The sequence below is a fragment of the Microbacterium imperiale genome, assembly GCF_017876655.1.
GTDB lineage: Bacteria > Actinomycetota > Actinomycetes > Actinomycetales > Microbacteriaceae > Microbacterium > Microbacterium imperiale.
In genome coordinates, this window is record NZ_JAGIOK010000002.1 from 1 (window position 1) to 26,611 (window position 26,611).

Sequence of the window (26,611 nt, forward strand, 5' to 3'; positions counted from 1 at the left end):
GACGCCGCTGTGCTCGCCGACGTGTTTGCTGCAGCGTCGTATGACGCCGAGAAGAAGGACGACTTTTTCGCCAAGAGCGGTCGCGACCTGGTGGCCAACTACCTGTTCGCGGCCGCGGTGAACGGCAACTACCTGCCGGTGGTGTTCGACTGGCTGAGCCGGCCCGACAACCCGATGCCCGCGCGGGTGCTGCAGGAGCGGTACCCGTCGCTCGCCGATGACATCGAGTCGACGCAGGCGCTCGTCGAGGAGACACGCTCAGGCGTGTACGGCTTCGCTCAGGGTGTGATGCGGTTCCTGGCGTCGGAGGCGCTGCGCGCCTGTGTGACGCCGACAGCCGGCCTCCCTGAGTTCAAGCCCGAGGATTTCTCCGCGGCGCCGGCAGACACGCTCTACCTGCTCAGCGAGGAAGGGCCGGCCTCAGCCGGCCCTCTCGTGGCCGCACTCACCCGCGCGGTGCTCACCGCGGCCGAGAACGACGCCAAGCGGGAGCCGTCCGGCCGTCGACCGGTGCCGTTCATGGCCGTGCTCGATGAGGCCGGCAACATCTGCCGTATCCCCGATCTGCCGGCCAAGTACACCCACTACGGCTCGCGGGGCATCGTCGTGACGACGATCCTGCAGAGCCAGGAGCAGGGCGAACAGGTGTGGAGCCCGCGCGGGTTCGCGCAGCTGTGGGGCGCGTCGACGATTCAGGTCTTCGGTGGCGGTAACGCCTCCAACGGCTTCCTGCGCGACCTCTCCGAGCGGATCGGTGACTACGAGTACACCGAGACGACCACGAATCATCAGAACGGTCAGCGGAACGTGAACCGGACCCGATCCTCGGATCGGATCATGTCGATTGCCGACCTCGCGTCGCTGTCCCTGGGCCGCATGGTGGTGCTCGCTTCGGGATGCCGGCCGGTGCTGGTGAAGTCGGTTCCGTGGTTCAAGGACAAGCAGATGCGGCGTCTGATCAACGGGGGCAACCAAGCCCCCGTGCAGGTGCATCGCACCGCGAGCACAGGAGTCGAAGTTGAACGCTGACGATCTGCCCCTGACCGCACCGAGCGCCGAACTCGTCGCGTTCGTCGACGGGACGTTGCTGGACTTCCTCGCACCCGCGGGGAGCGCGGACACTCGTTGGTGCCCGCAGTGGGCCGAGCACCCCGACGCCGTGCACCGCCTGGCTGCGATCCGCGAGGAGTGGAACCTCATGCTGGCGTCGGCGGAGGACGGCGCTGTGCCGGCGCTGCACGCGTTCCTCCGCGACGTCCTGGACTACCACCTGCCGCTGCTGATCGACCAGCAACGGGGCTCTTTCCGAGAGTGCGGGTACGGACACAAGCCGCGTCAACGCCTCGACGTAAGCAGAGAGACGCGAGGGGGCTCCGCATAAGAACCCCGCAACAGCCCCGGTGCCAAAGCGCCGGGGCTGTTCTCGTGCGAGGGGCCGGCGCCCGCCGCGTCACACGCGATCGGGCCACAACCCGGCACGAGTCAGGGCCAGCGCCCTACGGTGTGTGCATGGAACAACCCGGGGTGCTGCAGATCGTCGCCGACGTCGCCTTGCCCAGCGCAGCGATCATCATCTCCACCGTGGTCGCAGTCTGGCTTGCGAGGTCGGAACGCAAAGCCGCCGCGGCCGCGCGCGCAGATGAGCGCACGGATGCCGCATTTGTGCGCACGCTCGTCGCCCTCTCGACCCTGAACACCATCAACCTCCGTGCCGAGTCCGCCTCCGAACCGTTCCGCGAGCTCCGAGTGGGCCTCACGCTTCTGGCGGCCGTCACACCCGAACGAACCGACGACCTTCTCGGCCAGTGGTTCGAGGCCGAACGCCGCGCGGGGCTTGCGCAAGCCACGGAGTCGATGCGTCTGCTCGCGACCGTTCCCGACCCTCTCAGGACGGATACCGACGTGGAAGCGATGGTTGCCGCAGGCGCCCCGGTGAACACCTGGGCAAGGGACTTCGCGAACAACCTGCGGCTATGGCGGCGAAAGGGCACAACGGACGCTGAACTCACATCCCTGATCGTGAGCGCGAAGAACCGCTCGAGCGGAACTGCAGCGGCTTAGAGCCGCGGGCCGCGCTGGCGGTTCCGCACAGCCGCGGTCGCGGTCTGCGTGCGCTGCTGCCGCTGCGTGCTCTCCTGGCGTCGACGGTACGCGGCGTCCTTCGCGGCCTCCTGCTCCGGCGTGCCCCGTGTGGGCCGCGTGGGCGCGTTGGTCGGCGCCGGATCGGCCTTCAACGCGGCCGTGCGATCGCGCGTCTCTTCCTCGCGTCGACGAGCACGGTCCACGCTCTCGTTTGCCCCGGGCCGGGTCGCGGAGCGCGCCCAGCCGTCGACGAGCTCACGCGGCGGTGTGGGGGCCGGAGCGGCCTGGTGGCGGTCGGTGAAGGACCGCACAGCGGCATCGTGGTCCTGCTGCGCGCCGCGACGTCGGAACGGCCCTGCTTCCTCGGCCACGGTCGCGGCCTGCTGCACCTGGTCGTAGTCGCGACGCCACGTCGACTCGCCAGCGTCGACAGCTGCTCTCTCGGCCGCCCGTTCGGCGTCCTCGCGCGCCGACGTCGCGGCAGCGGCAGCCTTCTCGGCCGCACGCACGGCCTGACGATACTCGTCGGGGTTCTCTCCGGGGTGCCGGCGTTCCCACGCGGCACGGGTCGCCTCGTACTCGCGCAGCTGCACGGCGAACAACCGTTCCTCGGCTGCGATGCGTTCTTCGGTGATGGAACGCCCCTGCGGCTCGTCGATCGTGGCCACGTTCGCCTCCTCTGCCGGCAGCCGCACATTCGCGTCCTCGCCGCCCTGCGGCAGCACGATCCCGTCGAGGTCGCGGCGGATCACCTCGCGCGCCGCTTCCACGCCGCGGTCGCCCGACTGTCTGCCCATCGCGTCGACGAACACGCCGCGCGCCTCGTCCAGGTCGGCGGCAACGATGTGGAGCGAGTTGTTCTCGCGGCCGCGGGTCGCGGCCACGTACAGCGCCTGCGCGGACGACGACTCGGTGAGAACCCCGTGGGCGTAGTCGACCGTCGCGCCCTGCACTCCGTACTCGGTCGTCGCGTACGCAAGGTGCGTGTGCTCCTGGACGTACTCAGCCGGCAGACGGACGCTGTTCGCGCCGTTCTTCACGGTGACCGAAGCGTCAGAGTGCACGCGGGCGACGTCCCACACGTCGCGGTTCGCGACCCCAAGGTCACGATCGTTGCGTCGGGTCATCAGCCTGTCGCCGGGGCGGATACTGAGCCCGTCCATGCCGGCGACCTCGGTGCGCGGGGTGCGGGTGTGTCCGGCCCGTGCACGAGCGTCCTGCACGATCGCGTTGATCTCCGTCGCGGCCTCGTTGGAGGGCACCGCGACCGCGATTGTCGCGCCAGCCTCGGCCTTGGCCACGACGTCGGCGCCGATCGCTGCGACCACTTCTTGGTCACTGCCGTGCAGGACGATGTGGCCGGCTGCAGCCAACTGGTCGAAGGTGTCACCGGGGTCGACGCCATCGCGCATGCGGAGACTGATCGCGGCGTACTCGGGCTGCCGGAAGCGGTGCACCTCCGACATGTCGAGGGGGCGGGGGTGCGCGGCCACGGCCATATCGAGGACGCCGCCTCGACCGACTGCCGGCAGCTGCGCACGGTCGCCGATCAGGCCGATACCGGCGCCGGTTTCGTCGGCGATCGTCGTCACCGCGTACGCGAGATCCTGGTCGATCATCCCGGCCTCGTCGATGACGATACGGGTGTCCTGGTCGACCGCGAACTCGGCGCTGGGGCCTTCGTAAATGGCGCCCGTCGCCGGGTCTGCTTCACCCACCGCGAGCCGCGACCAGGCGCCGGCGTCGGTCCAGCGGAAGCCGTATTCGTGGGCGAGCTTGTGGGCGCTGGATGCTGCCGCGCCCGTTGAGGACGCCGCCTCGGCTGCGGCACGGAGCGTAGGCGCGACGATCAACAGACGGTAGTCGTCGGTGGCGGCAAGCTCGCGCGCGGCGCCGAGCATCGTCGTCTTTCCCGACCCCGCCGCGCCCTCGATAACGACGAGCGGTGCACGGCTGGCGATCGCTCGCGCGGCGTCGCTCTGCTGCTCATTGAGGGTGCCGATTGTCTCGCCCGGGAACACCAGGCCCGACTGCAGGCCGCGCGTCGTGAACCGGTCGCGCAGCGTCCGCTCGACGTGCACCACACGGTCACTGGTGATGTTGCGAACCCACTGCGGAATCTCGCCGGAGATCTCCACTTCCAGCGTCGGCAGCTGGCGGGCGATCTGCTGTGCAGCGTCTCGTACGAACGTGTTGATCGACTCCGCGTCGGACTCGATGTTGCGCGCGGCGACGGCCAACCCGACGTACCCTTCAAGGTCCGCGATCGACCACGCGGAACTGCGCGCCTCAGCGGCAGACAGCACCTCGGCAGTCAACTCATCCGCCGTCAGCGCGCCCACCGTAACGCGCTCGGCGGGCGCGGTCGGTGCGAACCCGTCGACCTGCAGACCGGCGTCCTTCATCTCCTGCAGCCACACCGCCTCGGACGCCATGTTGGCGTTCGCCTTCTGCGGCCGGTCGAGCGCCCACGCCTGCTGATCCCAGCGCAGGCGCAGCGCCCGGTCAGGCTCCTGGCCGGGGTGCGCAGCGCGCCACTCGGCCTCGAACCTGGCCGCGTGACGGTTGATCTGATCGGCCCGTTTGGAGAGCACACGCGCGTGCTCTTCGAGGTTGGTCACCTTGCCGGTCGCGGCGTCGAACGTGAGGCCCACACGCGCGAGCGCATCGCGCAACTCAGCGTTGGAGTTGATCGCCGCCTCACCGACGCCGCGCAGCGCCGCCTGCTGTCGCAGCGTCGCCGCAGTGTGCAGCCCGCGCCACTGGCCCTCCGCGTAAACGCGGGTGTTCCACTGCACGTGAACGTGCCGGTGCGGGTCGCCCGCGCGGGAGGTGCGATGCACGACCGCCACTTGTTCCAGGCGCTCGACGGGCACGAACCGCTGTGCGCCTCGCGCGCCTACACGGGTGACGGAGTTCTGCGCCATGTACCCGCCCATCGCTTCGACGGCCTGCGCCTGCGCGGCATCGAGCGCGGCCGAAACCTCCGGGAACATGGCGGCGGCAACCGACAGCGACTTGTCGCAGTTGACCGTCATTTCTACGAACCGAGGTGAGGACGGTCGGACGACTACCTCGCCATCCTTGGACAGCCTCACCTCGTCGCGCGGGTTCCCGCGCTTAGCGAGCGTGAGGGGGTCTTGCCAATCGACCCACGCCTGGTAGGCGTCCCCGTCCAGGCTGGACCGGTCGAAGACCTGACCGTTGCTGTCCAGCGCGGTCCACTCGGCGACGGCGGCACCGTGTTCGAGGTAGTAGTCGTCAGCGTGCGAGTGGTCCGATTCGAGGTACGCACGCGCAGCGCTCCCGATCCCTCGGTAGAAGATCAATCCGCCGCGCATGGCGCCAGCGTACTATGGGCGAAGCCCGTAGCATACGTGCATCTGATGAAAGCTCTTCGAGCACTAGCGAGGATAGAGTTTTCATCAGATGCACGTAGCTGCTGTCACGGAGTCTTGGTCTTACGGACTTGGCACACCATCTGCGTTCGCAAGATGCTGTTGTGAAGTTGGTTCCTCGATCGCTTGGCAGCCCTTGGTCTTGGTGCTCGATCTCGTGCCGGGTCAGCATCCCGAGGTGCACAAACTGACCCGCGAAATAGCAGGTGCTACTTCAATGAGAAGAACGTAGGCTGGTGGTATGACGATGAACATTCGCGACTCCGTACTGGCTCAGGTAGAAGAGAAGATCGCCGCGGGCGAATCCCTCTCGGGTGCGATTCAGGCCGAGGCCGACGCGCAGGCGGCGCTGCAGGAAGCGACCGCAGCCGCCGCACGCGCACGCACCCACGCCCTGCGCACAGGCTGGACCGAAGCCGAGTTGAAGAAGCTCGGCCTGGTGCCCAACACGAGCACCGCCCGGTCACGCAAGCCGCGTGGCTCGAAGCCCGCAGCTGCTCCCGCGGTGCAGAACGATGACCACTCGTAAGACGTACGCCGCGGCCCTCGTCGGCGCCGGCCTTCTGGTCGCGGGGATGCTGTCGGGCTGTGCCCCGGCGGCGTCGCCCAGTGAGTCGCCCACGCGATCGGCCCCCGCGCCGTCTGCGTCGACGACAGCGAGCCCGACGCCGAGCGAAGCGCTCGGGGATCACGAGCACGAGCCCGACCCCGCAGCGCCCGACGCTGCCGTGGCAATCGCCGTCGAGGCCGTGACCGCGTATTGCCGTCCGGGGGTCGCGAAAGCACAGTGGATGGACGAACTGTCTCCGCTGCTGACCCCTGCAGCCGTCACCGCTTACGACACGGTGGACCCGGCGACGGTTCCGTGCACGACGTACACCGGGGGCGCAGCGATTGCCTCCGGTGATGGCGTCTTCACGTTCCTCGTGAGCGTGCCCACTGACGCCGGAACGTACACCGCGTACGTCACGCGACCCGACCACGCGGACCCCTGGCAGGTCGACAGAATGGCACCCCCCGAATGAAGCGAAGCGGCCTCCTAGCCGGCGCGATCATCCTGCCCGTCGCGCTAATCCTCGGACTCGTCATCGCGCTGACCTCCGACGGGAACGAGCCGGCCAACGCCTGCACCCCCTCGGCGGGACCGGTCAACGCGGCCGCGATTCCCGCCGACGCCTCGGTGTCGGGATATGGCCGCGAACAACTCGCGAACGCCGCCGCAATCATCAACGCGGCCGCGCAGCTGAACCTGCCCCCGGCGGCGCAGTCGCTCGGGGTGCAAGCAGCGCTCGGTGAGTCCTCGCTGGTGAACATCAACTACGGCGATAACGCCGTGAACCCTGACGGATCGATCGCTGACTCCATCGGTCTGTTCCAGCAGCAAAGCTCATGGGGCACCGTCGAAGAACGGATGGACCCCACGACATCAGCAACGCGGTTCTTCGAGCGCCTGGCCGCGGTCCAGGGATGGGAGACGCTGGAACCGTCCATTGCCATCAACCGCGTGCAGATCAACTCTGACCCCTTCCACTATGTGAAGTGGCGCCCCGCCGCGATCGCGATCACCGCCTATCTCGGATCGCTCTCTGGCGGCGGCTCCGTGCCCGCCGGCTGCAGCGTGTCCGGCGACGCCGCGGAACTCGCCCAACGGCTCGCCGCCGCGCTCGACGACGGCACGCTGACGATCCAGGAACAGCGGTACGAGAAGCAGATCCGCGACATGGCCGCCGGCACGGCCGCGGAAGGCTGCCTGATCGATCTTCCCGTGCTGCAGATGATCACCCTCGCGCTCCAACGCTTCGAGTCCGTGGGCCTCTCCGACCTCAACCGTCGGTGCGCCGGGAGCAACCTCGGCACCAACGCGCACTGGATCAACGGCGGCGGCAACGCCGTGGACTTCATCAGCCTCGGCGGTCAGCCCGTCACCGGGAACACACCCGAGACGTTCGCTCTGCTCGACCTGCTCGCGGGTGTCGCACCCAAGGGCACCCGCGTGGGACAGAACAACTGCCGCAGCGCCTCGGCCGCGCTGGCGTGGCCCACCCTCGTGCAGTTCTGGGACACCTGCCACCACCAGCACATCGACTTCCTGTACACCAGCGGTGCACTCAACGTCGCCCCGTAGGCCCCTCCCCCGCAACCTGCGAGCACCATCGGGTGCCGACCGGTCGCATACATCGCCCCGAGGAACAGCTCGGCCCACACGCGCACGCTATGGTCACGAGCTATGACGAACAACCCGCTCCCGGAACAGCACCACTGGTCCTACGAGGAGTTTGCGATCCTCGATGTCACGGTGACCCACATCACCCCGCTAGACGGCAACTCCGGTCACAGCGCCGTCCGCGTTAACGTCGGCGCGGGCTCGATCTGGCTCGGCACCGAACCAGGCTGGCCAGGTGCACAGCAGGACTTCACAATCCAGCTAATGGGAAGCAATGAGCACGAGCTACTCGCCAGAGCACTCCGTCAGATCGCTGATCAGCTAGACGCGGCGCCCCAGGCAGGCAGACACGCATAGGCCGCGAACAGAGGCTGGCGCCTCGCGAACCGCGGACGTGTTCCCCGGACGTCGCCATCGCGATAGTGTCCCCGGCATGACAGCGACGATCGTCCGACCGCTCCACGGCCGAATCCAGGTGCGAGGCCTGCGAGGCCCGCGGGGTGACGAACCGTCCAACCGTCAGATGTTCAAGACGGCTACGGGAACCGCCATACGACCGACCTGGGTTCCCGCCCCCAAGGACAGCCCTCCGTGGCAGGGGTACTGGGAGATCGCTCGACCTCACCTCACGGATGTTGCGGAAGCGATCGCAATTCGCGACGGTCAGGTCGAGATCGAAATGCACTACAGCACCGCCGAGCAATGTGACCAGCGCTGCCAATCCGCCGAAGGCGACGAATGCACATGCTCCTGCGAGGGGAAGTACCACGGCAACAACCACCACGCGTCATGGATCGAGGTAGGAGACACGACCCTGGTGCGGAACTCGGGCAGCAAGGTCGTCACACGCACCCTCACCCGGAAGCAGGCCAAGAAGGATCGCGACGCACGGCTCGATGAGTTGGTCCGTCAGGTGACCCGTAGGCAATGACAGCGGTTCGGGCGCGCTAGCTCTGCAGCCCGGCGACTGCGAGGCCCACTTGCCGGCTCGCTACTGAAGCGCACGTCGGACACTCGACGCACCGACGCCGAGCACGCGCCCGATGCTCTCCCAGCTGTGACGTTCGGCGCGCAGCTGCCGCGCCGTCGCGACACGCTCCGGCGTCATCACACTTGGCCGGCCACCAACCCTCCCCTTTGCACGCGCGTACTCGAGGCCGCGTTGGGTGTTGTCGCGGATCGTGTCTGTGGAGTTGCCAGCTCTATGGCGGTGTTCCGTGATCGCCCGGTGGGGCTGGTTAGCTCCCGATGACGAGGACGCTGGCGGCCGCTTCGACGACGTCGTCGGTGATTGTCTCGAGTTCGTTCCAGCGCTCCCAGGCCCGCGTGAAGACGTCAATCCTCATCATGCGGAAGAAGATCCGCCCCGACGAGACACAACCCGACGTCTTCATGTACTACTGCTCAGCAGTCGGCATAGACGACTCGCCCCGCCAGCGAACCCTTCCCATCGACGCCATCAACCGCGCCAACGCCACCGCGGAGGTCGCCACGGTGACTGCGTTGTTCCGCCAGTTCGCCGATGGCAACCTCGACGACACCAGCTGGGTTGTACCCGCGAGCGCGATCGCTGAGCGAATGGACGTCAAGGCGGTCATGCCGCAGCTCGAAGCACGCGAGATCGGCTGGGTCGAGGCTGGGTTCGAACCCGTCCTTGTCGGTGACCTGATCGACAACGTGCTAGCGGACACGAACAGCACCTCCCGGGTCTTCAACGCAGAAACAACGGATTTACCTGAAGTCACCTATCTTCGCGTTCGGTATGACGGCTTCTGCGAAGCAGGGGAAACCGTGAGCGTCGACGACCTCCCCCGAGGCCGGTACACGATCGTCCGAGCCGGCGACATCGTCGTCAGCCACATCAACGCCATCCACGGAGCGATTGCGCTCGTTCCGGAGGAACTCGACGGCTCGATCGTGACAAGCGAGTTCACGGTCGCTCACTCGTTATCCGATACACATCCCTACGTCGTCTGGGCGATGCTCCGCTCTCCGGAAGCGCGCGCTGACATGCTGCTCCGCTCAACGGGAATCGGACGCACACGAGTGAACTGGGCGATCATCAAGCAGCTCTCCGTTCCGCGACCACCCGCGGATGTCGCGGAACGGATCCTGACGGCGCTGCTCGATGCGGACGAATCCGAGCGGACCGCAGCACGTCAACGAGCTCACGCACGAGCCTCGGTCGCAAACGATCTGCAGCTGGCAACACCGATGGCACAGACAATCATCTCCGCGTTCAAGCCGCCGCGGTGATCAGGATGAATCCACGTATCAAAGCTCAGTTGGAGCGATCAGCGGCGTTCGACGGAGGCGACGTAGAGCAGGTGCTTCGGCGCATCCTCCACATCGACGAGTTCTCCATGAGGGCGCGTCACTTCCCCACCGTGGACCAGCCCTTCGCCTCGCTGCTGGATCAACTCGACGCCGAACTGTGCGCCCGCAACCCCGGTCTGCACTACGTGTCGCGCGCCACGTACGTCGGTTATCGCAGAGAGGAGTTTCCTCGCAGACATGTCCTCGCGAGATCGCAGGTCTTCGTCAGCGTGCCGCTCTCAACGAGGCGCGGCGTCCTGGTCGTTCTTCTTCCTCTCGATCCGAAGAGGTACGAACTCAGCGAGAACATGCGAGACGTCTCATCGATCGGGCATCACGGAGTGGGCGACCTGGAAGTCACACTGCGGTCGCCGGACGACATCACTCAACTCTTCGAACGGTTTGGAGATTGGCTCGGCGATCCAGCGCCACCAGCCACGGGGGAGTCCCTCTAGGTGACCTGGGACATCTGTCGATGTCTCAGGCTCCCCCTACTATGTCGAGGTGACAGCTGAAGGAAGGCGTTGCCAGTTTCGAGCAGACATGATCGTCTCCACACCCGGTGGCGGTCATCGCCGGCTGCTCAACGTGCAATGTATCCAAGACGAAAACCATGCAGATCTCGGGTACGGCGACGCCGCCGAGCACGAGTTCTTTGCCGCTGATACACACACGTTTGGCGTCAGCCGCGAGGGCCACCGATGGGTCAGCCGTCGGTGATGGTAGCACCATAAACGGCTTCCCGGCCGACCGAGACCCTACGCCAGAACTAGCTTCAGATCTACTTTCCCGGGGCCAATCGAGCGGCGCCGCACGGCCCCCTGCCAAAAGCGATCGTTCGTGGCTAACTCATGCCATCTCGGTGCGTACGTGATCGAGAAGAGCGAGCTCGGCGTCACGCGGCCAGTGATGAGGCAGCTCTGAGAACCGGGTTGCTTCGACGGGTTCGTTGAAGCGTTCGGCTGTGGGTGTAGGCCCGTGGCCGATGAAAGGCTCGGTGTTTTCTGGAAACTGGTGCGCGGTCGCGTCGATGGCGTAGAGAGTCGAGCCATCATCGTCGCGCCACTCGAGCCACACGTGGCAGCTCGTTCCGTCGCCCTGGGTGACGATCCACCAGTCTCCGAGCCCGTGCTGCAGCAGCATTGCTGCGGTGGCGTACGCCATCGAATCGCACGAGCCGCTGGGAAAGTCGCGGAGGAAGATCAGCCGGGGGTCGGTCAACCGGTCAGGCACCGAGGGTGCGAGCCGGTACACCTGCCAGGCGATGTCGGCGACGGCCGAGAAATCGATCATCGCCACGTTCCAGCCTGGTCAGATGGCAACTCGACCGATCCTCAGAATGTAGAGGTCGTCTTCTCGGACCTCCCAGATCACGGCGTAGAGGTCGTCGCGACCGGGCACCCGAACCTGAGTGAACCGTCGATGATTAGCGAACATCTCCCCCGGCGTCTTGCCCTCCTCGATGGAATCGAGGATCGGATCTATGGCCTCGGCAAGCTTGCGGTCACCGTCGACGATGGCATCCCACTCGTCACCGGCCTGGTCAGACATCGTAATCGGCTTCATACCCACAGTGTACCAAAGGTGCAGATGGCACACTAGGCACGGTGTTGCGTTTGGTTTAGCGGTGAACTACCCTAAGCGGTGACAATTGCAACCTGTAGCTGTTGCGCTGTCAGACCCCGCCGAAAGGAACCATCATGAGCAGCACCTACATGACGCTCGACTCGCGCAAGCGGATGAACCTCGCTTCGATCGCCACTCGCGACTCGTACAAGGTGACCCGCGAATCCAACGGCCGAATCATTCTCGACCCGGCCGTCGTCCTCACCGAAGACGAACTGGCCGTCCTCAACGACCCGGCCACCCATGCAGCCGTAGAGGCCTCCGCCGCCCGCGGTGGGAGCCGCCCGCGGCGCCGGCTCTGATCTTCATCGACATGAAGGGGGTAGGGCATCCCTGAGATGCCCTACCCCCTTCTGCCGTCCCTGCGAGTATCGGTCCATGTCAGCACTGATTGTCCGCCCCCTGCACGGCCGCATCGAGGTTCGCGGACTCCGAGGCCCCCGCGAGGGTGAGCCTGCCAACAAACAGATGTTCAAGACCGCTGCAGGCGCGGCTATACGCCCTACTTGGGTGGTTCCACCAGGCCTGCCCCGGTGGGAGGGATACTGGACGATCAGTCGAAACCACCTATCCGTCGTTGCGGAGGCGATCGCAATCCGCGACGGCGAGGTGACGATCGAGATGCACTACAGCGAGCACGAACGCTGCGATAGCCGCTGGCAGGGCTCGACAGGCGATGACTGCACCTGTTCGTGTGAAGGCATCCATCACGGCGAGGCCCAGCACGCAGCCTGGAAGCAGGTAGGCGACACCACTCTCGTGCGCTCTGCCGGCGAGAAGGTCGTCACTCGACGTTTAACCGCGAAACGCGCCAGGAAAGAACGAGACGCGCGCAAGCGCCGGGTCTAGCCCCTCAGCCGCCAGAGGGCAGAACCGGCGTCACGGCCGACGCCCACCCACGCGCGGTGCTCAACCTCAGCGAAGAATCCAGCCCGCCAGGCCGAGGAGATCGGCAGTCACCCGGTCGCGGTGAACGACGTACCGCACGCGGGGTGATCCCTTCCGTTCGCCCTTCGGGCGGTTGGCGGTGATGTAGCCGCGTTCTTCGAGCTCGGTCAGCGCCTCCACGATGGTGGTCGTTTGCAGCCCGGTCGCTTCTTGTAGCTCTGGGCGGGATGCGGAGGGTGTCCCGAGAAGGACGCGCAGGCACGACAGCCGAGATTCGTTCTGCACGATCCGGTGGATGTTCAGCTCCGGCCCGGTGAGGTCAGGGATCTCGGTGCGCACGGGCATGAGGCCATTGTGCCAACCCCCATGCTGGGGCGCGTCGGCGCATGCCACTCTTGCCCGCCGGGAGCAGTTGCACCGGCCCGGTTCGCCCGCCACCGCCATTCGGGTATGGCGGTGGCGGGCGAATCGCCTCCCCGCACCCGTATCGCGAACTATTAGAACGCATGTTCGAAGCGGGTTACCCTGGTTCTGGGAGGAACGAGGCGGCTGTGGGGACGAACAAGCGCTACGCGGCCGCGGTGGATCGGCGGATGGATCAGCGCATCCTGGAACGCCTCGCCCGGGACGCTGGCCCGCTACAGTCGCTTTCTCGGGAAGAGATCGGGCTGGATGATGAACCGGTCACGATCGACCCGAAGCCGAAGCCCGTTCGGGCGTGGGTGCGGTTCGGCGGTACCCCGGTGCGGGTGGACGGGCAGGCGTGCCGGTGGACCTCGGATGCCGTGGCGATCCGGTTCCTCGTCGGTGAGGTCGAGCACCGCACCTGGGTGTGGGCATCAGCAGTGACACCCATCGTCACCACGCCGCGCTGACAGATCAGTGCCCGCCGTTCTCGCACGCGGACCACAGGCCCGCCCCTGCGGCTGCAGCCGCCTCCTGAGCGGCTTTGTGGGCGCCCTGGCCCTCGTAGGGCGCGTCGTAGGTGTATTCGTAGCCCATGCCAGCGACAAGGGTGTCCTGGGCGATGCTGCGGTCGTCGACGAGAACGTGCCGCAGCAGCCGCCCGTACCGGTCGACGTCATCCTGGGTGGGGTCGGGGTAGATCGTCACGGTGCGCCCGTACAGGGCGTCGTTGACGTACTCGCGCGCTTCCTGGGCGTAGCACTCGTCAGCGGCGCCGTCGCGGCCGATCTCAGGGGTGTCTATCCCGATGATCCGCACCCGCTCGGTGCCGGCGGCTGTCCGAACGTCGATGGTGTCGCCGTCGACGACGGCGGTGACCTCGGCGCTGACTCCCAGCACGACGGGCGCACCTGAGGGAACGGGGGTGCCGATGGGCGCGGGGGTGCATCCGGCGAGAACGATCGCGAAGCCGGGAGCGGCGAAGATGCGTCTCATCACTGAAACGCTTGGATGGCCGTAGGGATCAGAGCCACGAAAACACCAGTGATTACAAGCCACCAGCCTCGCGCCCAAAAACGGAAATCACCTTCCACGTAGTCGCCCGAAGCTCGCGCCCGCGCCCGGAGACCAACGAACACTGATACCCCGATGACGCCCGCTGCCGCGATCACTATCCCCAGACACAGAAGAACCCATGTGATCATTTCTCTCACTCCCCCATCGGGCGGCATTGGGGCATCTCTCGGGAGCCCACAGCCGGGATCGGCATCGTCCGCTTTAGCTGGCGAGTTGCTGCACTCGCTGGTAGCTCACACCGATGACGGCCGCTGCGGCTTCGAGGGGGTATCCCTGTTCCCGGAGCGCGTGCGCGGCCTCTCGGCGCAGCTGCGCCCCGCGAGCACGGGCAGCGTTGCCCTCTTCCTCGGCTTTATCGCTGGCGCGCACGAGTTCCACGATCTCATCGGGTGCCGCGACGGTGATCTCGACGGCCACCTGGTCGGGCTCGACGTCGAGCCAGGCGGATGCCAGATCGCTTGCGGCGCGGCGGATGCCGCGGAAGGTCGTTGCCGAGCCGGTCGCGACGATCGTTGCGCCGCTGGGGCTGCTCGATGTCAGTTCGGGGATCTCGACCGTCCACGACCCGTCCGGGTCCATGTGTGCGTGCGCCGTGAGCGTGCGGGTCATTGGCGTTTCCTTCCTAGTTCTCGGGTGCTGCTGCATCTTCGAGCGCGACCGATTCGAATCGGCCGCGGACTCGCGTGGCCATCTTCTCGGCTCGGCGCCGGTCACTGTAAGCGTCCGCGTTCCGCTCATCGAGGGTCAGCGCGTAATGGGTGCGGAGGTCGGCGCTGACCTCCGTGTGGAGGTAGCCGGTTTCACCCTTGTGGGTGACGAGAATTCGCGTGCTCACCGGGTCCGTCTCCTCTCAGTTCCAGCTGCTCGGGGTGTTCGTGAATGCGGTCTGCACCTGACGGACGATGCCGGCCTTCACGATGCCGCTATGCACGGGGATGGAGAGAGTCTGGCTACGATCGGCGGGTTGCCAGATGTGGTGACTCCCCCGCGTGCGCGTGTTCTCCCAGCCCTGCGACCGCAGGAAGCGGCTCACGTCTCGGTAGTTCTGCGGCTTCGTCATAACTATATTCTATCCCGACTTGTACTGTCCATGCAACCCCGCATTGTGCTTTTTCTTGACACCTAGGTGTCAACTGGGCGGCTGGGGGTATTTGGTCGCGCCCCCGTGCTGGTTATGCGGCTTCGGCCTCGAACTCGTCTCCGCAGATTCCGCAGAGGATGGGGCCGGCGTCGAGGACGGCGAGGGAGGCGCGGATCTTGCGGCCGCAGCTGCACACGGCGGCTTTGCCGTTGTTGGTCTTGGCGCGTCCTCCCCCGCCGATGATCTCGGCGCGGCGGTGTGCGGTGATCGCGGCATCGAGACGGCGGATCTCGGCGGCGTAGCGGGCGGCCGTGGCGTCGGGAACGGTGGTGGTGCTCCACCCGATCGAGGGGTCGTGTTCGAGGGCGAGTCCGAAGCTCTCGGCAATCTCCTTGAACCGCTTGTTGTGGTAGCGGCCCTGCCGGCTGGTGTCCTGGATACCGCGGGCTGCGGCGGCGGCGTGGGCGGCCTCGTGCACGAGCGTTCCGAGGGTGCCCACACCCCCACGCGCGAGCCCTTCCCCGCCGATGAAAAGCTCGTGGATGGCAGCCTCTCCGCGCACCCACCGATCGGCGGCAAAGTGGCCGAGCTTCATGCCTCGGGGGCTGGTGCCGGATGCGAGGGTGACAACGACCTCGGGAACGTCGCCGTGGCGGCGCTGGATCGCGCTCCATGTCTGCTCGATGGCCTTAACGAGGGGGCTGCTGACGTTTCCCATCACTTCACCCCCGCGGCCGCGATGCGGTCGATGCAGTCGGGGCGGAACCCGCTCCAGTGGTCGTGCTCGTCGACGACGACGATCGGGGCCTGCATGTAGGTGGGGTCGAGATCCTTCACGTACTCCAGGGCGTTGTCGTCCCGAGACAGGTCCACGACGGTGTAGCTGATCCCCTTGGCCTCGAGTGCTCGATAGGTTGCGTTGCACTGAACGCAGCTGGGCTTGCTGTAAACGGTGACCGTTCCGCGGGTTTCCTGCGCCTCATCCATGCTTTAATTCTACCCCGCCTTGTACTCGTTGCACAACCCTGGATAGAAGTTTTCGGGCCGTGTTTTCTGTGGGTCGTGAGCGCCGGGGCTGCTGGGAGTTCGGAAGGGCTGGGTATCCCCGCGTTTCCCAGGGTTCGCGCCCTCCTGACCGTCACCGCATGCAGGGTCGTTCCGGCGGGCTCGGGGCGGGCGCTGCCGGAGTGGCTGGGCACCCGCCTTCGTCGTCACACGTTCCCCTCTCCCCCACTTCCCCGTATTCAGCCGAAAAGGCCGGCCCCGTGTGGGACCGGCCTATATCACGGGCTATCGCGTGATATCACCTGATAGCGACTGCTATCACCTGCTAGCGCTGGTTCATCTGCGCGAGTCCCAGGCGCAGCGCCTCGATGATGACCGTCTGGACGGTGTACCGCTCGCGGCGGTGGTAGTCGTAGATCTCGTCTCGAACGTCCTCGTAGCCTTCCCAGCGGACGAGGGTGCTCTTCGGGCCGTCTCCCCCGCTGGGCTCGGCGGCGGGCGCGGGCTTGGTGGGCTTCTTGGCTGGCGTCGGGGCCGGGGCGGCGGCGTCCGGTTCCGGGCGTGCCTCGGCTGCAGCGCCGAACGCGGCGATGGCGTCCTGGTCTGCGGCAGGTGCGTTCTTCTTGTTGCGGACGATCGCCATTACGCCATCACCTCCTGAACGAGCTTGCGGAGCTCGCTCTTAGCTGCGCCCTGCGATGCGCTCTTGGAAGGCATTTCGAGGACGCCGCGGCCGTCTGCGACGGAGTCGCGGAAGATCTTGCGGTACGCGATGACGGATCCCAGGGCGGTGAGTTCGGGGAACTCGCGCACGTACTCGCTGACGTCCTCGGTTTCGGTCTCACCGTTGTAGGTGGGTACCTGGCTGAACAGGGCGCGTGCGACCAGCTTCGGGTTGAAGTTCTTGGCGGCGGTGATGACGTCGGAAAACTCTTCGAGCGTTTCAGCGTCGAACTGGCTCGCGCGGAGGACGACGATCAGCTGATCGGCGATCGTCATCGCGGTGCGCATCTCTTCGTTGTCGTCGCCGGCGACGTCGACGAGGACGTGATCGAAGTTCTCCGAGAGATCTCTGATCGCCGCGTGCAGGTTGCCGCGCTTCTCGACGAGGGTCATGCGGGGCTCGTGGCCGGCCTCGATGCGACGGGCGTGCCACTTCGCGAGGGTCCGTTGCTTATCGGCGTCGATGAACAGCACCCGTGCGCCTCCGGCTGCCAGTGCGACGCCGAGGTTCAACGCCACAGTGCTTTTGCCGGGACCGCCTTTGGTGCCCCCGAACAGAATGATCATGCGTCCTCCTTGCTATCAAGTGATATCTGACGCTAGCACTCGCTATCAGGTGATATCAACTGCTATCGATCGTGACGGGTTGTCTCGTCTGCGCGCCTGCCTGGCGAGGGCGCTTCTTTCCCGGAGCGCAGCGGAGGGAAAGAAGCGGCAACCCTCGATGCCGGAGCCATGGAGCGCGATCCTGCCGACGTGCTCTCAGCCCGGGGCGCGGTTGGGTTGTCCCCAACTCCACAACGAAACGGTCGCTGATTACAGGAAAGATCTACAGGAAGAACTATTACTGGCAGACCCGACCTTGCCCTACTCCCGACAGGGATCGCGGGGGCATGGGCGCGACCAAAGTACCGTGAGCCCCGCGACAGAAGTACCGTGGACAGATCAGGGCGCGACCAAAGTACCGTGCGTTCTGCCTCGTGATTCCGCGGGTCTTGGCTCAGGCGCGACCAAAGTACCGTGCGCGACAGAAGTACCGTGGACAACTCCTCACGGCCGAGGTTGTGCACAGGCGACTCAGCGCGGCGGGTGCGTCCCGGGGGAGCGGGGCGCTCGTGTAGTGTGCGAACCACTGTGGCGGCCCCGATATGGCGCCAGCCCCGAGCGCGGGAACGCTCAGGGCTGACTTCCCGGGCCCGTCAGAAGAGAAGAGAACGTGAATCCACACCCACTTCTGAGAGGGGCTGGGCGATGTCCAGTGTAGAGAAGAAGACCACCCGCCAGACGGCCTCGCCGCTGCTGCCGACGATCCCCTCGGATCGCCTCGCGCAAGCCGAGTACGCCGCCGTCATCGGCGAGGACGAAGCCAACGACGCCGGTTACCTCGGGTTCACCGGCCGCGTGTTCACGCAGACCTGCCTGCCCTATCGCGATCCAATGGCCGCGAACCCGCACCTGCGGGCCTGGGAGCGCCGCAACGGCTCGATGAACCTCGCGGTGGAGCCCGCTCGCATCGTCGACCCGGAGACGGGCACGGCGGCGTACAAGATGCCCTTCGGCAAGTACCCGCGCCTGATCCTGCCATGGCTCACGACTCAGATCGTCCGCCGTCAAAGCGACCGTGAAGCGGACGGCCGGCTGCAGCTGGAATTCTCGGCATCGCTGCCGAAGTTCCTGCAAGACCTCGGGCAAGCCTGGGGCGGCCGGCAGGGCAAGCTGGTCATGGACCAGGTGCCGCGATTGTTCGGCGCGCGGATCTCGGTCACGGAGACGGCCCAGGCCGGCGGCGGCCGCGGTGTACGAACGAGCGAGTACACGATCGCCCGCGGCTACCAGCTGTGGTGGGACGCGGCGGGGGACATGGCCGCTGATGGGCTGTGGGGCAACTCGGTGGTGCTCTCTGCCGAGTTCGTCCAGGACATCCTGGACACCCCGATTCCCGTCGACCTCCGCTCGGTCGCGCTGATGTCGAAGCACGGCCCGATGGCGATGGATATCCTCGCCTGGTTGAACTACCGGCTCCCGAGCGCCAAGCGCCCGAGCCTCATCACCTGGGCGCAGCTGCACGCACAGTTCGGAGCACAGTACGACCGGCTGCGTGACTTCAAAGCGGCGTTCGTGGGCAAGCTGCCGGCGGTGCACTCGGTGTACCGGGATGCTCGATTCGACGTCGAGGACGAGGGGCTACGGATCTTCCCGTCGCCGCCGGCTGTGCAGCGCTCCCCGCTCAACGGTTGATAGCACTAGATAGCTCCCGATATCACTTGATATCGGGAGCTATCTAGTTTCGGAAGTCAGCGGCGTGACGTCATCCAAATGGATGAAACCGGGGCGGTGCGTGCACGTCGCCCAAGCGGACGCCGACGGAGCGGCGCAGTGCCCTTTACGGCGTTGCACGCCGCTCCGGGAGCGTCAAGGGCGCTTCGCGGTTCCTGGCGGAACCCGGCCTGCGGTCGGCCCTTGACCCACCCTCCACGGCGTGCAAGGCGGCAGATATCAGCCGATGGCGAGCCATCGACTGACGTCGAAAGCAGAGAAAGGGTGGTCCGAGGTGGGGGAGAGATCAATCACCGAGGTTGGCGAAGTGGGCCATGAGGGCGGCGACGTCATCGTGCAGCCGCTTGCGATCGATCGTGTACATGATGGGCGCGCCGCGGCGCCCGCCTTCATCGCTGGCGACGAGGTAGCCGAAGCGCTGCAGATCGTTGGTGATCACGCTGGTGCTGCCGAACGGGATCGAGGTGCCGGCCGCGAGTTGCTGGCGGCTCGCGGTGCGGTGGGCCGAGAAGAACAGCAGCGCCTCTACGCGGTTGTTCGATCCGAGCGCGTCGAGCACGTTGCGGACGCGCTCAGGCATCTCGGAGGAGAACTCGTGACGGGAGGGCACCGCCCCATTGTGCCAACTCATGCCCGCTGCCTCTCGGTTGCGATGCCCCGAAAGCGGGACTACATTCGTGGTAAGTGCTAATCAAGCTAGCAGATACGGAGATTCCATTCAGGTTTTGTCCCCCATTTGGTGGACAAACGAGGGGTCGGAGGGTCCATGTCAGACACATATCGTCTACTTGTTGCGAAGAATCTGGGCGAGCACGAGATGGAAAAACGCAGACGACGCGGGGGAGCGCAGCAGCATGGTGAAGTCGGCATGATGCGATCAGGCGAAGGACGATCGCGGTCCGCGGACGAGAGCATGGTCATCGCGGCGATGCACGCGCAGGCGTGGCGATTCACTGGCGCCGACTACACGCAAGGGTCGGTGCCGCAGCTGCTCACCTACGCGATGGAGTACGTGCGGACCCCGGCACCGTGGGAGATCTCACTCGAACACACGACCTCGGGCCGCACCCTGTTCCGCGTGAACGCTGACGGGTCAGTGATCGCGTATCTGCGAACCGGCGCGCGAGAGGTCTGGCCCGCCGGGACCATTCCCGCTCGCCTGCTGCCGATGATCGGCGCCCATCAGGGAGCCGGCGTGAGCGTGTGGGCGCAGCTGCTTGGGGGAGTGGAGGTGCCCGACGTCGACGACGACCAAGGCCCTGCACTGATCGTGGTTCGCTCCACCCTCGCCGGAGTCGAGGCCGCTAAGCGGTACTCGGCCAGGGCCGGCGCGATCCTGCTCGTCGCCGATGCGGCGGGCAAGCTGCCGCCCGAGGTGCGGCGCGCAGTCCGAGTTCTAGAGGGGGCGGCACCTGTCGTCCCCGTGCCCTGGCTCCCCGCGCTGCGGGGCATGATCTCCGTCCCGGAGAACTCAGCCATCAAGAAGGCCGCGGCAAAAGTTGCTGCGGCTGTCCGCGAACAATGGAGGGAAACCCCGTGAACCTGGTCCTCGACGTCGCCACGACCGCGACGCACATCGTCCCGATGGCGCCCTACTGCCTGCCCGCAGAAGCGCAAAACGCGATGGACACGGCGCGACTGTGGGTGCAGATCGCCGCCGTGGCTCTCGCGGTCATCGCGCTCATCCTCGTGGGCATCGGAATGTTCTTCCAGCACAGCCGCGGCGACGGTGGGCAGATGCTCTCGCGCCTCGGCTGGTGGATCGCCGGCGTGGTGCTCGTCGCCGCGGCGTCGGGCATCGTCTCGATCTTCCTGCAGGTCCCCACCGACTGCATCCAGCGATAGGGAGCTCGACGGTGAAGAAGAACGCATGGATCGGGCTGGTGGTTGCCATCGCGGCAGTCGCCAGCCTCATCGTGGCCGTCCTCCTCCTCACCGCGCCCCGCGGTGGCGGTGACGCGGGCGGAACGCCGTCCGCGTCACCCGCGAGTGCCGAAGGCGTCGACGGCGGGTACTGCCAAGTCGGCGAATCGGACGAGGTAAATCCGCCGGCTGATCTCGCGTGGGAGGCCGCGCGAGGGTTCACCTGGCCGGTGTCATCATCGGTCGGCCCAACGAAGGAGCGTGACGGATATCCGGCGTGCTTCGAGCGGTCGCCTGCGGGTGCGGGACTGTTCGCGGCCACGTTCTACGCAGAGGCGATGGTCGGCTCGGGTGCTCCCGTGGACGCGCTGGACTTCTACACGGTGGAATCGCCGGGTAAGAGCGAGGTTCTGCGTACGGCGCCGGCCTCTAATGAGGGTGCGACCGAAAGCTGGGCATCTGCGGGGATGACGTTCGCCGGCTACCGCATCGACGAGTACACCGAGGACCGCGTTTCTCTGTACGTCGTGGTCACGACGTCGCGCAACGCGACTGGTTACGCCGGCTTCCCGATGACGGTCGTGTGGGAGGGCGACGACTGGAAGATGCGGCCAAAGGACGACGGCAGCTCGGGCAGCCCGATCGACGTCACGTCTGACGACTTCGTTAGGTGGGTCGGGTAATGGCTGAGTGCTCCGGTGCGGGAGATTTCATCTTCAACGGTGGGGAGTGTGTGCCGCAGGCCATCGGCGGGCTTATCGGCTCGCAGATGGAGAAGTTCACCCAGGAGCTTTACCGGGGCGCAAACGATCTGTGGAACGGGTTCTTCACGTCTTGGATCCAGTCACCTCCGGAGGCTGTGATCGGTGGCGCGACGTCGGAGTGGTTCGCGGCGGTGGCAGGGCCGATCCAGGCGGTGCTGCTTGCAATCGGTCTGATGGTCGCGGGTATCCGCACGATGCTCCTCGCACGCGGCGAGCCCGCGGCTGATGCGGCCAAGAAGCTGCTGCGCGCAATCCTCGTGACGGTCGCGGGAACGGCGTTCTTCCAGATCATGCTGCTGGGATCGAACTCGCTGGCGCGGTGGATCCTCGACACCGCGAGCGGCGGCACTACCCCCAACCTGGTGGGTGACGTCGCGACGTTCGGCGGCAACATCGCCATGGCGATGATCTTCGGCGTTTTCGGGCTGATCGTGGTCGGCATCCAATGGCTGATCATGATCCTGCGGGCCGTGGCGCTGACGGTGCTTGTGCCGTTCTGGCCTGTCGCGGCCTCGGGCGCGATGTTCGAGCGTCACGAAAAGATGTTCACCCAGACGACGGGGTGGCTGATTGCCTTCCTGCTGTACTCGCCGCTGGCTGCGGCGCTGTACGGCATGTCGATCCGTCTGCGCCAAGGGGCCGATGGCCTCGCGGGCGTGATGATCGGCATGGCGATCTTCCTGCTGGCGTTGTTCGCGCTTCCGGCGCTGGTGAAGCTCGTGATGCCGGCAGCCGCGGCGCTGGGAAGCGCGAGCGCCGGGTCGATGATGATGCGCGCTGGCGGCGCGATGATGACCGCGGGCGTTGCCGCGGGGGCTGTCGTAGCCACGGGGGGCGCCGCTGCGCCCGTTGTGGCCGGCGGCGGCGCCGCGGCTGCAGCGGGCGGGGGAGCAGCTGCAGGCGGCGGCGCCGTGGCCGCGGGTGGCGGCGCGGCGGCCGGTGGCGGCGCAGCGGGAAGCGCGAGCGCGGCCGGTGGCGGCGCAGCGGGTGCGGGCACGGCTGGAAGCAGCGCTGCAGCGCCGACCGGTGCGAGCGGTCCGAGCACTGTCGGCGGATCAGCTGCAGGCGGCTGGGATGCCGCATCGGGCAGTGCCGGCGGGTCCGGTTCTGGCCGCGGCTGGGACGCGGCGCGTGAAGTAGCAAGGTCGCTGCCTCAGGGCAGTACGACGACTGTGGAGGACACTTTCAATGAGCACTGAGCAGATCACCCCGACCGAACGGACGCGGTTCGGGAACTGGATACCGGTTCGTAAAGCGACCCTCGGCGGGCTGACGGTGGTGGGCTGGGGAATCCTCCTGACGGCGCTGATTCTGATGGTGCTGTTCTTCACGCGCGGAGCCTTCGGCGCCGGCCTCATCGTCATCAGCGCCGCGTTGGTGTTCGAACTGGTGTTCGTCCTGCGGTTCGGGGGAGACGCGACGGGGGAGACGATCGCGTCCCGCCTGTCGACCGCGCTGTCGGGAGTGCGGCGAGTGGACCGCGGCGAGGCCCGGTTCAACTCGGGCCTGTTCTCGAACCTGCCGGCGGACAACCTCACCGGCCTGCCCGGGCTGCTGGGGAACCTGCGGGAGATCGACGGCACGGACGGCCGCGGCGACCCGTTCACGCTGCTGTACGACCCGAACGTGCAGACGGTGACGGCGGTGTTTGCGTGCAACCCCGAGGGCACCGACCTGCAGCAGCGAGCGAAGATCGACCAGGACGTCGCTTGGTACGGCAACGTCATCGCGTCGCTGTCGCGGGACTCTGCGATCGCTGGAGCGGTGACGATCGTTGACTCGGCGTTGCGGTCCTCGGAACCGCTGGTGCAGAAGATCGCCTCCGACATCGACCCGCAAGCGCCCGCGGTGGCGCGGCAGGCGATGATGGAGGCCGCCCAGCGGCTCCCGGAACGCTACGCGGAACTGTCGACCTGGGTCACCATCTCTTGGTCGGTCCCGGCCCTCGCTGGGGGCATTGAGGATGCGGTGGCCGAGGTCGCGTCAAAGCTGCCGTACCACGTCGACGCGCTGCGCGACGCGGGCGGCGGTGCGGTCGTGACGGCCACGAGCGGGATGATCGCCGACGCGGTGCGGGTGGCGTACAGCCCTGAGCGGTCGACGGAGATCGCGAGCGACGAGCTGCGCGGTCACCACAACGCTCTGCGGGTGACTGAGGCCGGCCCCGACTACTTCGACGACTCCAACCGGCGGGTGTGCCTCCACGACGAAGTGGCGTCGATGACAGCTCTCGTGCTGGCGCCGCCGCGCCTGCACATCACGGAAGAGACATTGGCACCGCTGTTCCGCCCGTCCGAGCGGTTCCTCCGCAAGCGCGTCGTGACGTTCTACCGCCCGGTCTCAGCTGCGAAGAGCACTGCTCTCGTTGAACAGATGGGAGCGACGGCATCGACGGTAGCCAGCGCGAAAGCGCGGCGCACAGAGCGGGACAACCGCGTCGTGCAGCACGCGGCGAAGCTCGAACAGGAAGTGACCTCCGGCGCCGCGATCACGCGTTTTGGAATGGCGGTCACGGTGACGTTCGAGCCCGACACCCGGTCGTACCGGGAGGCGACGTTGAAGCTGAAATCGCTTCTCGAGGCGTCGTCGCTGACGTACCGGTTCTGCGAGCACGACGCCGGCCCGGCGTTCCACACGACGTTGCCGCTGGGAATCCTCCCGTGGCTCTACGAGACTCAGATCGAGAAAGTGATGGGGAAGGTCGCATGAGCCGTCAAGCAGCCTGGATGCGCGCACGTCCCCGCACCCTGAGCCGGATGGGCTTCTTCGGTGCCGGCGGGGGACGGTGGAACCGGGTACCGAAAGCCCCGCTGTGGTACTCGTCGTCGGTCCAGGCGTGCGGAATCTACCCGTTCGTGACCGGCACCGCCCGCCCCGTCTCGGGGGTTCCCCTCGGTCGTGACCTGCTGACGGGAACGGCCGTGGCGATGGATCACCACTCGCTGTACATGGAGGGCGTGATCTCGTCGCCGTCGATGTTCATGTTCGGGATCAACGGCGTGGGCAAAAGCTCCACGGCGCAGACAATCCAGCTGGGGATGATGGCCCGCGGCATGGTGCCGGCGGTGTTCAACCCCTTGAAGAAGGGCGAGCACACCCCGCTAGTCGAACAAGCCGGCGGGAAGGTGTTCGAGTTCGGACCCACCGCGCGGCACCAGCTGAACCTGCTCTCCCGCGGCCCGCTGGGCCGCGCGGCAGACACCATCGGCGGTCAGGCCGGCGAGGACGTGAACCGCCTGGCGACGTGGAAGGTCGTCCAGCAAGCACAAGCGGCGCTGCGGGTCAGCCGCGGCGTGCCGCTGGATGACATCGACGACGCGGTGATCGAGGCGATGGTGACGGACATTCTGGCCCGTAACCCGCGGCCGGTCACCAGCGATCTATCGGCGCTGTTCTACGCCCCCTCCGCGCGGGTTCTCGCCGTGTCGGGGCAGGAGGACGCAACGTCCTTCCGCCGCCGGTTCGAGCGGCTGGGGGAGTCGCTGCGCGCGATGCTCGGCGGCGACCTGGGCCGGCTTCTCGGTGGCACGGAGTCGATCGAGATCGACCCGGGCAACCGCGGCGGGTTCTGCTTCGATACGTCCTCGATCCCCGCAACGGCGACCAAGCTCCTGTCGACGGCCATGCTGATGTCGTGGTCGATGGGTATGGATGCGATCGATGCTCACTGGGAGCTTGCTCGGCATGAAGAGCGGATCGCGACTGAGGCGGCGGCAGCGGGGGAGATCTACACGCCGAAGGTGACCTGGACCGGTTTCACGACGCTGATGGATGAGTTCTGGTACCCGATGCGGTCGACGCCCGGGATCGTCGACCGGGTGGACGCGCTGTCGCGGTCCAACCGGTCGGTGGGAACGGCAGAGATGAAGATCACGCACTCACCGAAGGACATGCTCTCTCTCCGCGACGAAGAGGACCGCATGAAGGCGCGCGGGCTCGCGGAACGCTCGGGCGTGCTCGCGCTGCTGGCGTTGACGGGCGAGGACCTCCAAGCGCTCGGTGAGGTCAAGCCACTGACGCCAGAAGAGATCCGCCTGGTGTCCGGCTTCAACGCAGCCAAGACGTGGCGCAGCCGCCCCATGGGCGATGGCCGGCAGGCGGCGCCCCCGGGCGCGGGAAAGGTGCTGTTCAAGGTCGAGGGCCGGCCCGGCGTGCCGGTTCAAATGGTGCAGACGCCCACGCAGAAGGGCCTGCACATCACCGATGAGCGGTTCCGAAAGCAGAGCGAGACGATCAGGACGAGGCGGGCGAGCTGATGTCTGCCGTCACCCGGAACACCGGCCCCGGCACGGGCGCCGCCGTTGCCGTCCTGATCGCGCTGTTCGCAGCGATCGGGGCGGCGTCGGTGTGGACGATCGCGCGGTGGATGAGCACCGGGCGGGTTGAGTTCGTCAACCCCGTCGCCGGGGTGATGGGCCGCGAACCGTGGACGGCCACTCACACGGCCGCGGCGATCGCGGTCGCCGTGGTGGTCCTGGCGGTCATCGTCCTCGCCGTGGTGCTCGCCGTGCGGGCCTCGCGCGACCGGTCGCCGGCCGACCGTGCAGCCCCGTACATGGGCAAAGGGCGCTCGATCGCGCCGCTGCTGCCCGGGGCTCTGGCCAAGAAGCACAAGCGGATGGGCCTGGACGTTCGCCGGTTCCGTGGCGTCCTGGTCGGATACGCGGTGGTGGGTGCCACGGCGCTGCGCGCGTCGTATGAGGACACCATCACCGTCATTGCCGGCCCGCGCCGCAACAAGTCGGTGTCGATCGTCATCCCCGCCATCGTCGAGGCCCCGGGGGCGCTTCTGGTGACGGGGAACAAGCCCGATCTGATGGTCACCGCGGGGCACCGGGCCACGATGGGCCGGGTGTCGCTGTTTGACCCTCAGGGGCTTGCTGCAGCGCACACGGACAACCGGTGCTGGTGGAACCCTCTGGCGACCGTCCGCACGATCGAG

At 66.9% G+C, this 26,611-nt stretch carries 34 protein-coding genes; 21 read left to right on the forward strand and 13 right to left on the reverse strand.

Going from position 1 to position 26,611, the window contains the following annotated elements; translation table 11 throughout:
• Positions 1-9: 9 nt before the first annotated feature.
• The 3 genes from JOF37_RS15245 to JOF37_RS15255 all read left to right on the forward strand — a co-directional run bounded on the left by JOF37_RS15245 (position 10) and on the right by JOF37_RS15255 (position 2,061).
• Entirely contained in the window at positions 10-1,029 is a 1,020-nt protein-coding gene (locus tag JOF37_RS15245) for a type IV secretory system conjugative DNA transfer family protein (protein WP_210007853.1), read from the forward strand.
• On the forward strand, positions 1,019-1,381 hold the full coding sequence (locus tag JOF37_RS15250; RefSeq protein ID WP_210007854.1) for a DUF4913 domain-containing protein: 363 nt from the start codon (positions 1,019-1,021) through the stop codon (positions 1,379-1,381). Before JOF37_RS15245 ends, JOF37_RS15250 begins: the two co-directional genes overlap by 11 nt.
• A 128-nt stretch (positions 1,382-1,509) precedes the next feature.
• Positions 1,510-2,061: a hypothetical protein gene (locus JOF37_RS15255; RefSeq protein WP_210007855.1), complete on the forward strand. Its 552-nt coding sequence runs from the start codon at positions 1,510-1,512 to the stop codon at positions 2,059-2,061.
• Here JOF37_RS15255 and mobF read toward each other — a convergent pair.
• Positions 2,058-5,423, reverse strand: coding sequence for a MobF family relaxase (gene mobF, locus JOF37_RS15260; protein WP_210007856.1), 3,366 nt, complete (start codon positions 5,421-5,423; stop codon positions 2,058-2,060). The two genes, JOF37_RS15255 and mobF, sit on opposite strands and share 4 nt — an antisense overlap.
• 298 nt (positions 5,424-5,721) lie before the next feature.
• On the opposite strand from mobF, the gene JOF37_RS15265 reads away from it, so the two are divergent.
• The 7 genes from JOF37_RS15265 (at position 5,722) to JOF37_RS15295 (ending at position 10,415) form a co-directional block, all read left to right on the forward strand.
• Positions 5,722-6,009 carry a hypothetical protein gene (locus tag JOF37_RS15265; RefSeq protein WP_210007857.1) on the forward strand — a complete coding sequence of 96 codons (288 nt, stop codon included), beginning with the start codon at positions 5,722-5,724 and terminating at the stop codon, positions 6,007-6,009.
• Positions 5,996-6,505 carry a hypothetical protein gene (locus JOF37_RS15270; RefSeq protein WP_210007858.1) on the forward strand — a complete coding sequence of 170 codons (510 nt, stop codon included), beginning with the start codon at positions 5,996-5,998 and terminating at the stop codon, positions 6,503-6,505. The genes JOF37_RS15265 and JOF37_RS15270 overlap by 14 nt, the downstream gene beginning before the upstream one ends.
• Positions 6,502-7,605 carry a hypothetical protein gene (locus JOF37_RS15275; protein ID WP_210007859.1) on the forward strand — a complete coding sequence of 368 codons (1,104 nt, stop codon included), beginning with the start codon at positions 6,502-6,504 and terminating at the stop codon, positions 7,603-7,605. The genes JOF37_RS15270 and JOF37_RS15275 overlap by 4 nt, the downstream gene beginning before the upstream one ends.
• Before the next feature lie 102 nt (positions 7,606-7,707).
• Positions 7,708-8,001, forward strand: coding sequence for a hypothetical protein (locus JOF37_RS15280; RefSeq protein WP_210007860.1), 294 nt, complete (start codon positions 7,708-7,710; stop codon positions 7,999-8,001).
• A 76-nt stretch (positions 8,002-8,077) separates the two neighbouring features.
• Positions 8,078-8,575, forward strand: a complete 498-nt coding sequence (locus JOF37_RS15285) for a hypothetical protein (protein WP_210007861.1) — start codon at positions 8,078-8,080, stop codon at positions 8,573-8,575.
• A 416-nt stretch (positions 8,576-8,991) separates the two neighbouring features.
• Complete coding sequence (locus JOF37_RS15290; protein ID WP_210007862.1) at positions 8,992-9,900, forward strand: restriction endonuclease subunit S domain-containing protein; 909 nt, start codon at positions 8,992-8,994, stop codon at positions 9,898-9,900.
• A gap of 5 nt (positions 9,901-9,905) precedes the next feature.
• Positions 9,906-10,415, forward strand: a complete 510-nt coding sequence (locus tag JOF37_RS15295; protein ID WP_210007863.1) for a hypothetical protein — start codon at positions 9,906-9,908, stop codon at positions 10,413-10,415.
• Positions 10,416-10,809: 394 nt separating this feature from the next.
• Here JOF37_RS15295 and JOF37_RS15300 read toward each other — a convergent pair whose 3' ends face one another.
• Together JOF37_RS15300 and JOF37_RS15305 are read right to left on the reverse strand one after the other, a co-directional pair.
• Positions 10,810-11,259: a hypothetical protein gene (locus JOF37_RS15300; protein WP_210007864.1), complete on the reverse strand. Its 450-nt coding sequence runs from the start codon at positions 11,257-11,259 to the stop codon at positions 10,810-10,812.
• Between the two features lie 12 nt (positions 11,260-11,271).
• The gene (locus JOF37_RS15305) at positions 11,272-11,526 is read right to left on the reverse strand and encodes a hypothetical protein (protein WP_210007865.1); all 255 of its coding nucleotides are present in this window, start codon (positions 11,524-11,526) and stop codon (positions 11,272-11,274) included.
• A gap of 134 nt (positions 11,527-11,660) precedes the next feature.
• Here JOF37_RS15305 and JOF37_RS15310 point away from each other — a divergent pair, with 134 nt between their 5' ends.
• The gene (locus JOF37_RS15310) at positions 11,661-11,888 is read left to right on the forward strand and encodes a hypothetical protein (protein WP_210007866.1); all 228 of its coding nucleotides are present in this window, start codon (positions 11,661-11,663) and stop codon (positions 11,886-11,888) included.
• A 76-nt stretch (positions 11,889-11,964) separates the two neighbouring features.
• Positions 11,965-12,435, forward strand: a complete 471-nt coding sequence (locus JOF37_RS15315; protein ID WP_210007867.1) for a hypothetical protein — start codon at positions 11,965-11,967, stop codon at positions 12,433-12,435.
• A 66-nt stretch (positions 12,436-12,501) separates the two neighbouring features.
• On the opposite strand, the gene JOF37_RS15320 is transcribed toward JOF37_RS15315, so the two are convergent.
• Positions 12,502-12,819, reverse strand: coding sequence for a hypothetical protein (locus tag JOF37_RS15320; protein WP_210007868.1), 318 nt, complete (start codon positions 12,817-12,819; stop codon positions 12,502-12,504).
• Positions 12,820-13,067: 248 nt separating this feature from the next.
• Here JOF37_RS15320 and JOF37_RS15325 point away from each other — a divergent pair, with 248 nt between their 5' ends.
• Positions 13,068-13,349, forward strand: coding sequence for a hypothetical protein (locus JOF37_RS15325; RefSeq protein WP_245338836.1), 282 nt, complete (start codon positions 13,068-13,070; stop codon positions 13,347-13,349).
• Positions 13,350-13,353: 4 nt separating this feature from the next.
• Here the strand turns inward: JOF37_RS15325 and JOF37_RS15330 are convergent, their stop codons facing one another.
• From JOF37_RS15330 to JOF37_RS15365, 8 genes are all read right to left on the reverse strand, one after another.
• Positions 13,354-13,875, reverse strand: coding sequence for a thermonuclease family protein (locus JOF37_RS15330; protein WP_210007869.1), 522 nt, complete (start codon positions 13,873-13,875; stop codon positions 13,354-13,356).
• 282 nt (positions 13,876-14,157) lie between these two features.
• Positions 14,158-14,565: a hypothetical protein gene (locus JOF37_RS15335; protein ID WP_210007870.1), complete on the reverse strand. Its 408-nt coding sequence runs from the start codon at positions 14,563-14,565 to the stop codon at positions 14,158-14,160.
• Positions 14,566-14,578: 13 nt separating this feature from the next.
• On the reverse strand, positions 14,579-14,791 hold the full coding sequence (locus tag JOF37_RS15340; RefSeq protein WP_210007871.1) for a hypothetical protein: 213 nt from the start codon (positions 14,789-14,791) through the stop codon (positions 14,579-14,581).
• Positions 14,792-14,806: 15 nt separating this feature from the next.
• Positions 14,807-15,016, reverse strand: a complete 210-nt coding sequence (locus JOF37_RS15345) for a type II toxin-antitoxin system HicA family toxin (protein ID WP_210007872.1) — start codon at positions 15,014-15,016, stop codon at positions 14,807-14,809.
• A gap of 112 nt (positions 15,017-15,128) precedes the next feature.
• Complete coding sequence (locus JOF37_RS15350; RefSeq protein WP_245338837.1) at positions 15,129-15,755, reverse strand: hypothetical protein; 627 nt, start codon at positions 15,753-15,755, stop codon at positions 15,129-15,131.
• Positions 15,755-16,024, reverse strand: coding sequence for a glutaredoxin-like protein NrdH (nrdH, locus tag JOF37_RS15355; protein WP_210007874.1), 270 nt, complete (start codon positions 16,022-16,024; stop codon positions 15,755-15,757). The genes JOF37_RS15350 and nrdH overlap by 1 nt, the downstream gene beginning before the upstream one ends.
• A gap of 343 nt (positions 16,025-16,367) precedes the next feature.
• The gene (locus tag JOF37_RS15360) at positions 16,368-16,685 is read right to left on the reverse strand and encodes a hypothetical protein (protein ID WP_210007875.1); all 318 of its coding nucleotides are present in this window, start codon (positions 16,683-16,685) and stop codon (positions 16,368-16,370) included.
• The gene (locus JOF37_RS15365; protein WP_210007876.1) at positions 16,685-17,332 is read right to left on the reverse strand and encodes a division plane positioning ATPase MipZ; all 648 of its coding nucleotides are present in this window, start codon (positions 17,330-17,332) and stop codon (positions 16,685-16,687) included. The genes JOF37_RS15360 and JOF37_RS15365 overlap by 1 nt, the downstream gene beginning before the upstream one ends.
• A gap of 684 nt (positions 17,333-18,016) precedes the next feature.
• On the opposite strand from JOF37_RS15365, the gene JOF37_RS15370 reads away from it, so the two are divergent.
• On the forward strand, positions 18,017-19,003 hold the full coding sequence (locus tag JOF37_RS15370) for a replication protein RepA (RefSeq protein WP_210007877.1): 987 nt from the start codon (positions 18,017-18,019) through the stop codon (positions 19,001-19,003).
• A 325-nt stretch (positions 19,004-19,328) separates the two neighbouring features.
• Here the strand turns inward: JOF37_RS15370 and JOF37_RS15375 are convergent, their stop codons facing one another.
• A complete protein-coding gene (locus JOF37_RS15375; protein WP_210007878.1) occupies positions 19,329-19,673 on the reverse strand; it encodes a hypothetical protein in 345 nt (114 codons plus the stop codon).
• Between the two features lie 282 nt (positions 19,674-19,955).
• On the opposite strand from JOF37_RS15375, the gene JOF37_RS15380 reads away from it, so the two are divergent.
• The 7 genes from JOF37_RS15380 to JOF37_RS15410 all read left to right on the forward strand — a co-directional run.
• Positions 19,956-20,582, forward strand: coding sequence for a hypothetical protein (locus tag JOF37_RS15380; RefSeq protein WP_210007879.1), 627 nt, complete (start codon positions 19,956-19,958; stop codon positions 20,580-20,582).
• The gene (locus JOF37_RS15385; RefSeq protein WP_210007880.1) at positions 20,579-20,887 is read left to right on the forward strand and encodes a TrbC/VirB2 family protein; all 309 of its coding nucleotides are present in this window, start codon (positions 20,579-20,581) and stop codon (positions 20,885-20,887) included. The genes JOF37_RS15380 and JOF37_RS15385 overlap by 4 nt, the downstream gene beginning before the upstream one ends.
• An 11-nt stretch (positions 20,888-20,898) precedes the next feature.
• Positions 20,899-21,588: a DUF8175 domain-containg protein gene (locus JOF37_RS15390; RefSeq protein WP_210007881.1), complete on the forward strand. Its 690-nt coding sequence runs from the start codon at positions 20,899-20,901 to the stop codon at positions 21,586-21,588.
• Positions 21,588-22,868 carry a TrbL/VirB6 family protein gene (locus JOF37_RS15395; protein WP_210007882.1) on the forward strand — a complete coding sequence of 427 codons (1,281 nt, stop codon included), beginning with the start codon at positions 21,588-21,590 and terminating at the stop codon, positions 22,866-22,868. The genes JOF37_RS15390 and JOF37_RS15395 overlap by 1 nt, the downstream gene beginning before the upstream one ends.
• Complete coding sequence (locus JOF37_RS15400; protein ID WP_210007883.1) at positions 22,858-24,378, forward strand: SCO6880 family protein; 1,521 nt, start codon at positions 22,858-22,860, stop codon at positions 24,376-24,378. The genes JOF37_RS15395 and JOF37_RS15400 overlap by 11 nt, the downstream gene beginning before the upstream one ends.
• Before the next feature lie 146 nt (positions 24,379-24,524).
• A complete protein-coding gene (locus tag JOF37_RS15405; protein WP_307803468.1) occupies positions 24,525-25,925 on the forward strand; it encodes a putative type IV secretion/conjugal transfer ATPase in 1,401 nt (466 codons plus the stop codon).
• Positions 25,925-26,611, forward strand: a 687-nt coding sequence (locus JOF37_RS15410; RefSeq protein ID WP_210007884.1) for a type IV secretory system conjugative DNA transfer family protein, incomplete at its 3' end; no start/stop codon positions are given. The genes JOF37_RS15405 and JOF37_RS15410, both read left to right, overlap by 1 nt.

Coding starts and splice junctions, on each gene's coding strand:
- JOF37_RS15255 (WP_210007855.1), top strand. CDS start 1,510: ATGGAACAACCCGGGGTGCTGCAGATCGTCGCCGACGTCGCCTTGCCC.
- mobF (WP_210007856.1), bottom strand. CDS start 5,423: ATGCGCGGCGGATTGATCTTCTACCGAGGGATCGGGAGCGCTGCGCGT.
- JOF37_RS15265 (WP_210007857.1), top strand. CDS start 5,722: ATGACGATGAACATTCGCGACTCCGTACTGGCTCAGGTAGAAGAGAAG.
- JOF37_RS15270 (WP_210007858.1), top strand. CDS start 5,996: ATGACCACTCGTAAGACGTACGCCGCGGCCCTCGTCGGCGCCGGCCTT.
- JOF37_RS15275 (WP_210007859.1), top strand. CDS start 6,502: ATGAAGCGAAGCGGCCTCCTAGCCGGCGCGATCATCCTGCCCGTCGCG.
- JOF37_RS15280 (WP_210007860.1), top strand. CDS start 7,708: ATGACGAACAACCCGCTCCCGGAACAGCACCACTGGTCCTACGAGGAG.
- JOF37_RS15285 (WP_210007861.1), top strand. CDS start 8,078: ATGACAGCGACGATCGTCCGACCGCTCCACGGCCGAATCCAGGTGCGA.
- JOF37_RS15290 (WP_210007862.1), top strand. CDS start 8,992: ATGCGGAAGAAGATCCGCCCCGACGAGACACAACCCGACGTCTTCATG.
- JOF37_RS15295 (WP_210007863.1), top strand. CDS start 9,906: ATGAATCCACGTATCAAAGCTCAGTTGGAGCGATCAGCGGCGTTCGAC.
- JOF37_RS15305 (WP_210007865.1), bottom strand. CDS start 11,526: ATGAAGCCGATTACGATGTCTGACCAGGCCGGTGACGAGTGGGATGCC.
- JOF37_RS15310 (WP_210007866.1), top strand. CDS start 11,661: ATGAGCAGCACCTACATGACGCTCGACTCGCGCAAGCGGATGAACCTC.
- JOF37_RS15315 (WP_210007867.1), top strand. CDS start 11,965: ATGTCAGCACTGATTGTCCGCCCCCTGCACGGCCGCATCGAGGTTCGC.
- JOF37_RS15320 (WP_210007868.1), bottom strand. CDS start 12,819: ATGCCCGTGCGCACCGAGATCCCTGACCTCACCGGGCCGGAGCTGAAC.
- JOF37_RS15325 (WP_245338836.1), top strand. CDS start 13,068: ATGGATCAGCGCATCCTGGAACGCCTCGCCCGGGACGCTGGCCCGCTA.
- JOF37_RS15330 (WP_210007869.1), bottom strand. CDS start 13,875: ATGAGACGCATCTTCGCCGCTCCCGGCTTCGCGATCGTTCTCGCCGGA.
- JOF37_RS15335 (WP_210007870.1), bottom strand. CDS start 14,565: ATGACCCGCACGCTCACGGCGCACGCACACATGGACCCGGACGGGTCG.
- JOF37_RS15345 (WP_210007872.1), bottom strand. CDS start 15,016: ATGACGAAGCCGCAGAACTACCGAGACGTGAGCCGCTTCCTGCGGTCG.
- JOF37_RS15350 (WP_245338837.1), bottom strand. CDS start 15,755: ATGGGAAACGTCAGCAGCCCCCTCGTTAAGGCCATCGAGCAGACATGG.
- nrdH (WP_210007874.1), bottom strand. CDS start 16,024: ATGGATGAGGCGCAGGAAACCCGCGGAACGGTCACCGTTTACAGCAAG.
- JOF37_RS15360 (WP_210007875.1), bottom strand. CDS start 16,685: ATGGCGATCGTCCGCAACAAGAAGAACGCACCTGCCGCAGACCAGGAC.
- JOF37_RS15365 (WP_210007876.1), bottom strand. CDS start 17,332: ATGATCATTCTGTTCGGGGGCACCAAAGGCGGTCCCGGCAAAAGCACT.
- JOF37_RS15370 (WP_210007877.1), top strand. CDS start 18,017: ATGTCCAGTGTAGAGAAGAAGACCACCCGCCAGACGGCCTCGCCGCTG.
- JOF37_RS15375 (WP_210007878.1), bottom strand. CDS start 19,673: ATGAGTTGGCACAATGGGGCGGTGCCCTCCCGTCACGAGTTCTCCTCC.
- JOF37_RS15380 (WP_210007879.1), top strand. CDS start 19,956: ATGGTCATCGCGGCGATGCACGCGCAGGCGTGGCGATTCACTGGCGCC.
- JOF37_RS15395 (WP_210007882.1), top strand. CDS start 21,588: ATGGCTGAGTGCTCCGGTGCGGGAGATTTCATCTTCAACGGTGGGGAG.
- JOF37_RS15400 (WP_210007883.1), top strand. CDS start 22,858: ATGAGCACTGAGCAGATCACCCCGACCGAACGGACGCGGTTCGGGAAC.